At 51.7% G+C, this 7,285-nt stretch carries 9 protein-coding genes and 1 riboswitch; of the genes, 4 read left to right on the top strand and 5 right to left on the bottom strand.

What is annotated here, in order from left to right:
• Positions 1-424 precede the first annotated feature (424 nt).
• Together Q0231_RS03985 and Q0231_RS03980 are read left to right on the top strand one after the other, a co-directional pair.
• A complete protein-coding gene (locus tag Q0231_RS03985) occupies positions 425-952 on the top strand; it encodes a TetR/AcrR family transcriptional regulator (protein ID WP_299345382.1) in 528 nt (175 codons plus the stop codon).
• 9 nt (positions 953-961) lie between these two features.
• Positions 962-1,402, top strand: a complete 441-nt coding sequence (locus tag Q0231_RS03980) for a hypothetical protein (protein ID WP_299345380.1) — start codon at positions 962-964, stop codon at positions 1,400-1,402.
• Here the strand turns inward: Q0231_RS03980 and Q0231_RS03975 are convergent.
• Positions 1,399-2,493, bottom strand: coding sequence for a 2'-deoxycytidine 5'-triphosphate deaminase (locus tag Q0231_RS03975; RefSeq protein ID WP_299345377.1), 1,095 nt, complete (start codon positions 2,491-2,493; stop codon positions 1,399-1,401). The two genes, Q0231_RS03980 and Q0231_RS03975, sit on opposite strands and share 4 nt — an antisense overlap.
• 79 nt (positions 2,494-2,572) lie before the next feature.
• Positions 2,573-2,651: riboswitch (SAM riboswitch) on the top strand.
• 34 nt (positions 2,652-2,685) lie between these two features.
• On the opposite strand from Q0231_RS03975, the gene metZ reads away from it, so the two are divergent.
• Entirely contained in the window at positions 2,686-3,915 is a 1,230-nt protein-coding gene (gene metZ / locus Q0231_RS03970; RefSeq protein ID WP_269392742.1) for an O-succinylhomoserine sulfhydrylase, read from the top strand.
• Here metZ and Q0231_RS03965 read toward each other — a convergent pair.
• Positions 3,912-4,523 carry a CDP-alcohol phosphatidyltransferase family protein gene (locus Q0231_RS03965; RefSeq protein ID WP_299345370.1) on the bottom strand — a complete coding sequence of 204 codons (612 nt, stop codon included), beginning with the start codon at positions 4,521-4,523 and terminating at the stop codon, positions 3,912-3,914. The two genes, metZ and Q0231_RS03965, sit on opposite strands and share 4 nt — an antisense overlap.
• 138 nt (positions 4,524-4,661) lie before the next feature.
• Here Q0231_RS03965 and Q0231_RS03960 point away from each other — a divergent pair, with 138 nt between their 5' ends.
• A complete protein-coding gene (locus tag Q0231_RS03960; RefSeq protein WP_299345367.1) occupies positions 4,662-6,107 on the top strand; it encodes a TrkH family potassium uptake protein in 1,446 nt (481 codons plus the stop codon).
• 56 nt (positions 6,108-6,163) lie between these two features.
• Here the strand turns inward: Q0231_RS03960 and Q0231_RS03955 are convergent, their stop codons facing one another.
• The 3 genes from Q0231_RS03955 to Q0231_RS03950 form a co-directional block, all read right to left on the bottom strand.
• Positions 6,164-6,802 carry an efflux RND transporter permease subunit gene (locus Q0231_RS03955; protein ID WP_367274466.1) on the bottom strand — a complete coding sequence of 213 codons (639 nt, stop codon included), beginning with the start codon at positions 6,800-6,802 and terminating at the stop codon, positions 6,164-6,166.
• Positions 6,715-7,020 (bottom strand): hypothetical protein, encoded by a 306-nt coding sequence (locus tag Q0231_RS16680; protein ID WP_367274465.1) that lies wholly within the window; start codon positions 7,018-7,020, stop codon positions 6,715-6,717. Before Q0231_RS16680 ends, Q0231_RS03955 begins: the two co-directional genes overlap by 88 nt.
• Before the next feature lie 34 nt (positions 7,021-7,054).
• Positions 7,055-7,285: FliM/FliN family flagellar motor C-terminal domain-containing protein (locus tag Q0231_RS03950; RefSeq protein ID WP_299345361.1), on the bottom strand; the 231-nt coding region annotated here is incomplete at its 5' end.

Below are 7,285 nucleotides of genomic sequence, written 5' to 3'. Positions count from 1 at the left end.
TTTGTCAAAAACCACCCCCAAACGCCTCACCTCACCCCGCACGTCATCCCGGATTTAGTCCGGGATCCAGGCGAGAAGAACCGCCAACAAATGCGCTCGTGGTTTACTCCGGCCTGGATCCCTGCCTGCGCAGGGATGACGGATACTATTGGCGCGAGCGTCTTGCCCAATAGCGCTGATGAAATGAACACTACTTCACCGTTCGTCCACGCCGCCTCACCCCACGCCCACCACATCACCCCTCGCCCGCAACCTCATCCTGAGACTGTCGAAGGACAAGCTGCCGTGCACAACCTCCATGGTTCGACTGTTCTTACGCCAACAAATGCGCTGCTTCATTCTGGTCGAAAACCTAGTAGACATGATCTAACTTGACCTTCGGTTGTCACAATTATATACCATACAGTATGGTATGGAGAGTCATATGCGGCATGCAAAATCGGATTGGTTGGATCACGGCATTGAGGTTCTGAAGACCGCTGGAGCAACAGGACTGAAGCTAGAGGCGATGGTTGGGGCGATGAGGGTGACCCGGGGTAGTTTCTATTGGCATTTCGAAAACATCGACGCATTCAAGAAAGAACTTTTGGAGCATTGGCGCATTCGGATCAATCAAACACAGATTGAACAGTTGAGCCAATTGCCCAACTCGGCAGAACAAATTGAAGAATTGGTGCGCCGCGTTCTGGCTCAATCACAAGAGCTGGAAGCAGCAATTAGAACCTGGGCTGGTTCTGATCCGCATGTGGCTGAAATCGTAAAAGACATCGACAAAATGCGCGTCGATTATCTCTATGCGGCGTTTGTGCAATTGGGGGTCAACCCTGACGAAGCTCTAGCACGTGCCACTCTGATGCATTGGGCGTACGTGGGCAGAGCCGTGGCGCCGTATCACGATGAAAAGACCTTGTTGAAAATGGCGCCGGTGTTGGCAGCTGCGCTAAGCAAATAAGAGGCGATGATGACAAAAACTGTTGTTGTAACGAGTGAATATCCTGTGCCTGCAAAAACGCTGTGGGAACTAATAATCGATGGAGACAAGTTCGAAGAAATAATGGCCGGACTTGTTACTTTTGACGGTATGCCCAGCGGCAACATCTATGAAGGGCAGCATATTGTTGTTGATGTGTCGTTGTTTGGGAAATTACCAAAGCAAAAATACGAAATGACGCTGACAGCTTTTGACAATGACAAGATGCGGTTCCACTCTTCCGAAAAAGGCGCTGGCGTAAAGAGTTGGGAGCACACCTGCACGGTTGCTCCAACCGAAAGCGGATGCATGTTGCGTGATCAAATTGAAATCGACGCTGGGATGATGACCCCCTTGTTCGCCATGTGGGCGAAGTACCTTTACAACGCACGGCACAAGCCTCGACTGCGGCTGTTGGGTCTTTCCGCCTAATTCGCCTTGAAATGCTTGGATAGTTTAAGGTGCTGGCCTTGGTAGTTTGAATTAAGGTCTGCCCCATAAAGGTTAGTTGGGCGTTCGGCCATGCGCTCATAAATCAGGCGACCAATGGTTTGGCCGTGTTCCACCAAAAATGGGACTTCGCGTGACCTGACTTCCAAGACAGCGCGGCTGCCTGCGCCTGCTGCGTTGGCATGGCCAAATCCGGGGTCAAAGAAACCCGCGTAATGCACGCGGAACTCGCCCATGAGATGATCAAACGGCACCATTTCCGCCGCATAGTCGGGCGGCACATGCACGGCCTCGCGTGACACAAGGATGTAAAATTCATCTGGATCAAGGATCAGTTCGGCTGCACCACGATCATAAATGGGTTCCCAAAAATCAAGAATATCCAGCGCGGCCTTTTTATCCACGTCGACCACCGCTGTGTGGCGCTTTGAGCGATAGCCGATCAGACCACCCCGATCACCGCCTTTAAGATCAATCGACAAAGCAACGCCATTATCGACGGGGGCGTTTTCGTCAAACACCAGCGTTTGTTCTTTGTGCAGAGCTTGGTGCTCGGCCACATTAAGGCGGGTGTCGCCTTCGCGGAAACGGATTTGGCTAAGGCGAGAGCCTTGGCGCACCAGCACCGGGAACGTGCGTGGGCTGACTTCTAAATATAGCTGGCCCTGATAGCCCGCTGGCACTGTATCGAACGCGCGGCCCTGATCTGTGATGACGCGGGTGAAAATGTCTAAACGACCGGTGGAACTTTTTGGGTTGGTGGTGGCGGAAACGCCTTTTGGCAAGTTGAGGCTTTCCATTAGCGGCACAATGTATACGCAACCGCGCTCAAGCACAGCGCCGACAGACAAGTCAATTTGATGCAGTTTTAGATCGTTGATCCGGTCTTTAACGGCTTTGCCGGGCCCGGGCAGAAAGCTGGCGCGCACACGATATGCAATATCGCCGAGCCGCAAATCAAGGCTTGCAGGCTGTACCTGATCATCGTCAAATAGTTTTGAAGTGAGGATGGAGCCTGATGCGTTGAGATCTGCAATCATGCGTGCAGAAAAGATGCCTGTTACAACTGCCATTGGTGTATTGAAATCCGCCCGAGTGTTTTTGTTGGCTATTCTCTAGCAATATTGACGCCGAGGTGCAATTGGCGTTACATCGGCAATTGGTGGTGATTTGGCCGGTCTGATTGCAGCCACCTTAAACAAATTGCTAAAGTCGACCGTATTGCCGGCCAAATTGGGTCGGCATTTTTGTTTGGAGTGCTTGAAATGGCCAACGCGAAAAACCCGTTAGCGGACCCAAAAAACCAGAGCGCCGCCACCCAGTCCGTGCATGGCGGAACGTACCGTTCGCCGCACGGCGAAACGTCTGAAGCTTTGTATTTAAACTCTGGGTTTGTTTATGAATCATCAGCCGCGGCGGAAGCGCGGTTTATGGGTGATGATGACGGGCATATTTATTCGCGGTTCTCCAACCCATCGTATGACATGTTTCAAGACCGGATGTGCTTGATTGAAGGCGCACAAGCGGCGCGGGCAACGGCAACGGGCATGGCAGCGGTAACAACGGCGGTTATGAGCCAAGTGCGGGCGGGTGACCATGTGGTTGCCGCGCGCGCATTGTTTGGCGGTTGTCGCTTTGTGGTCGAAGATTATTTGCCCCGTTGGGGCGTTGAATCTACCTTGGTGGATGGTCGTGACCCTGAAAACTTTGCACGCGCGATGAAGCCAAACACCAAAGCGATCTTTATTGAAACACCCACCAATCCAACGCTTGAGTTGGTGGATATTGCCGCAGTGGCTGAAATTGCTCATGCCAACGGCGCTGTGTTGATTGTGGACAATGTTTTTGCCACGCCAATATTTCAAAAACCATTGGCATTGGGCGCAGATTTGGTGACCTATTCGGCCACCAAGCATATCGATGGGCAAGGCCGCTGCATGGGTGGCATCATCCTTGGATCAAAAGAGTTGATCGAAGCCGATATCCACACCATCATTCGCCAAACCGGCCCAACCATTAGCCCGTTCAATGCCTGGGTGATGCTTAAGGGCTTGGAAACATTGGCAATACGGGTTGAGCGGATGACCCAATCTGCGAGCGCATTGGCTGACTTTTTAGCCGATCACCCAAAGATCGACAAAGTGTTTTACCCGCACCACAAATCGCACCCGCAATATGAGCTTGGAATGAAGCAAATGAGTGGTGGGTCAACCATGTTGGCGATGGAAGTGAAAAGCAATGCGGGTGACGGGTCTGGTAGCAACCAAGAGAATGCCTTTAAACTGGCAGACAGTTTGGGCATTGTGAAAATCTCGAACAATTTGGGCGATGCAAAGTCGATCATCACTCACCCGGCGACCACAACCCACCAGCGTTTTTCTGAAGAAGAGCAATTGGAAGCGGGCATAAACCGCAAATTGTTGCGTTTGTCGGTTGGTTTGGAAGACGGGCAAGACCTGATCAAAGATTTTGCCTTTGCTTTGGACCAAATCTAGCGCTTGGCAAACTCTTGATAGGCCAACCAAATACGTGACGTTGCCGTGTAAAAACAGGCGGCAGCGAACAGGTATGCCATAATGGCGAAATGCTGCGGCCAGATGCAAAGCGCCACAAAGAACGCAATGGTTTCTGTGCCTTCAAGCAACCCGGTGGAAAAATAGAGCGATTTTGCACCGCGCTGGGCTGTGGAGAGTTTGTGTTTTTCTGCCAGAATGGCATAGCCCAAAAAGGTGCCGCCATTGAAATAGAACGACATGAGCAAAAGCGCACCAGCAACCGCGTTGTTTGAAGGGTCTAGCACCACGAATGCCACCGGGATTGCGCCGTAGAAAAAGAAGTCCGCAACGATATCCCAAAAACCGCCAAAGTCAGTTTTGTGCGTTGCGCGGGCGACGGCCCCATCCAGCCCATCAGCCACCCGGGAAATAAGCAGCAGCCACAGACCGGCCTGCATATTGCCAATAGCGATAAAAAGTGCAGCGAAAAGCCCCAAAACCAACCCTGCAAGCGTGACCGCATTGGCACTTACGCCCGTTTTGGCCAATTGCCGGCCCACCAAATCAAGTGGTCCATCGATAAGTTTACGCATATAGCCGTCGAGCACAATATTATCCCCTTGCATTTAAGTTTGGGCAGGTTACCACATCCCGGCAAGGAGAATTGGTCATTTTCTTGTTATCAAAGAGTGTGCTAGGGCTTTACATTCAAAGCGGCAGGTAACTAGGGACGCATCGCGACATTTATGGATTTTCGCCCTGTATTGATGATCATCGGTGCGCTTACAGCCACATTGGGTTGCACGATGTTCTTGCCCGCGATCGCCGACGCACTGGTGGGCAATCCGGATTGGATCGTTTTTGTGACCACCGGGCTTATGACGACGCTTTTGGGCGCGGGCACGTGGGCGGCAACGGTTGGAAAAGATCAAACCCTAAATATTCGGCAGGCCTTTTTGATGACGGCCTTGGTGTGGGTGGTGCTTGCTTTTTTTGGGGCTCTCCCCTTTTTCATGGCGGATCAAGGGCTTAGCTATACCGACTCATTCTTTGAGGCCCTATCTGGCCTAACCACGACCGGTTCGACCGTTATAACCGGCCTTGATAATATGCCGCCGGGCATTTTGTTGTGGCGCGGTCTGTTACAGTGGTTCGGCGGCCTTGGGATTATTGTGATGGCAATCGCTGTGCTGCCGATGCTGCAAATTGGTGGCATGCAAATGTTTCGCGTTGAAGCATTTGATGCGTCTGACAAAATATTGCCGCGTGCAGCCCAAATCGCGGGTAGCATGACCACGGTCTATATGCTTTTGACTTTAATATGTGCCATTAGCTATTGGGCTGCGGGCATGCCGCTATTTGATGCGCTTGTGCATTCAATGACAACGGTTGCAACAGGTGGCTTGTCGACCAGAGATGGCTCAATCAGTTCCTACGAGAGCGTTGCGATCGACTATATTGCGATCACCTTCATGATATTGGGGGCGCTACCTTTTTTGCTTTATGTGCGGTTTTTGCAAGGGGATCGCAAAAGCCTATTTGGCGATTCACAGGTGCGCGCGTTTTTGGCAACGCTTGGTGTTTTCGCGTTTGCTGCGGTGATCATTCAATATGTTGAGGATATCGGGCGCGGCGAAGAAGCATTTCGCCATGCGCTTTTTTCGGTGACCTCTGTGATGACAGGGACCGGATATGCTACGGCCGATTACGGCAGCTGGGGCCATGAAGCGGCAACCCTGTTCTTTATTTTGACCTTCATTGGAGGATGTGCTGGTTCCACATCCTGCGGCATCAAGGTCTTCCGGTTCCAAGTGCTGTTTTTAGACTTGAAGCAACATATTCGCGAAATTCTGTATCCCTCGGGCGTGTTTGTGAAGCGCTATAATGGCGCCATTTTAACCGACGATGTGTCCGCCTCAGTGATGAGCTTTGTGTTTCTATATATTGCATCATTCATGGTGTTGGCCCTGCTGCTAAGCTTAACCGGTTTGGATGCGCTTACCGCCTTTTCAGGCGCAGCAACAGCCATCTCCAATGTTGGGCCGGGATTGGGCGACATCATTGGCCCTTCTGGAAACTTCGCTCCGTTGCCAGACATCTCTAAATGGCTACTTGCAGCGGGCATGATTATCGGACGCCTGGAAATCTTTACCGTGATCGTCTTGTTCCTGCCCCGCTTCTGGCGGAATTAGACTGGTTAGTGATCAGATGCCAACGGTTTAACGGCTTTAGCGATTTCCAAAATGCCCTACCCCTCCAAATCCGGTCCACGTGGAACCGTGTGATGATCGCCGCGCAGAAGACCGCGGAAACTTGGGGCGCCTTTGCGGAGGAAAAGCCAACCAAAGAAAGCGCCAATATCTGCGCCAATGCCAATAAAGGCGGGCACAAGGAACAAGACTAAGGTTGTAGCCAAACCCAAGCCAAACACGATGGTGATCGCCATTGGGATCAAGAACTGGGCTTGCAGACTGGTTTCAAACAACAGAGGGGTAAGGCCGCCAATGGTGGTGAGTGACGTCAGCAGCACGGCGCGCAATCGATCTCGCGCTGCACCGGTTGCGGCTTTTTCTAAACTGTCGCCTTCTTGCACGCGCTCCTGCAAACGCGAAACAAAAACAATGGAGTCGTTCACCAAAATACCGGCCAATCCCAATAGGCCCATCATGGAAATAATGGTGAGATTGTAGCCCATGATATAGTGGCCCCAGATCGCACCAACGATGCCGAACGGGATGATGAGCATGACGGCCAATGGGGCGAAATAAGATGCAAATATCCAAGAAATAATCACATACATTATGCCCAAGGCGATAAACCCGCCCAGCTGCAAATCGCCAAAGGCGGCGCCTTGCTCGGCTTGGGTACCGCCAAAGCTATATTGCACACCATGTTTGGCGGCGATTGTTGTAGTCCAATCGCTTGGCGCAAAATCGCAAGGACCGTTACAATGAAAGGAAAACAAGTCACCATGATTGCAATCCCCGGCACGATACTAAGGATTGTGATCAGCACAAAAAGTTGAATTGTGCGGGTCGTCAATGACCCGTCATCGCCAAGAGTTATGGCACCTTCCTGCGCGATGCCCGGCCCGGCCCATATCATGAGAAGGCCAACGAGGACGCCCTTTATGAACGTTCTATTGACCAAGATCTGCAGGGTCGTTGATGACTTCGGTCAGTCTAATCGCAAGTTGGCCCTGTTCACCGCCTTCAAGTTCTTGCAGTTCGCCGCGCCCGATTAATCGATCGCCGATATAAAGCTCTACAGGATCATCAACGCGCCGATCCAAAGGCAGCACTGCATTTTCAGCCAAAGACAGAAGCTCCTTAATCAAGGGTCGCGCTTTGCCAACAGAAATAACAACTTC

Origin of the sequence: uncultured Maritalea sp., assembly GCF_937139385.1 — a bacterium.
Classification (GTDB): Bacteria; Pseudomonadota; Alphaproteobacteria; order Rhizobiales; family Devosiaceae; genus Maritalea; species Maritalea porphyrae_A.
This window is presented reverse-complemented; position numbering and strand designations above follow the sequence as displayed.

What these genes read in the sequence shown, in the direction of transcription:
- Q0231_RS03985 (WP_299345382.1), top strand. Translation starts at nt 425, where the DNA reads ATGCGGCATGCAAAATCGGATTGGTTGGATCACGGCATTGAGGTTCTG.
- Q0231_RS03980 (WP_299345380.1), top strand. Translation starts at nt 962, where the DNA reads ATGACAAAAACTGTTGTTGTAACGAGTGAATATCCTGTGCCTGCAAAA.
- Q0231_RS03975 (WP_299345377.1), bottom strand. Translation starts at nt 2,493, where the DNA reads ATGGCAGTTGTAACAGGCATCTTTTCTGCACGCATGATTGCAGATCTC.
- metZ (WP_269392742.1), top strand. Translation starts at nt 2,686, where the DNA reads ATGGCCAACGCGAAAAACCCGTTAGCGGACCCAAAAAACCAGAGCGCC.
- Q0231_RS03960 (WP_299345367.1), top strand. Translation starts at nt 4,662, where the DNA reads ATGGATTTTCGCCCTGTATTGATGATCATCGGTGCGCTTACAGCCACA.
- Q0231_RS16680 (WP_367274465.1), bottom strand. Translation starts at nt 7,020, where the DNA reads ATGATATGGGCCGGGCCGGGCATCGCGCAGGAAGGTGCCATAACTCTT.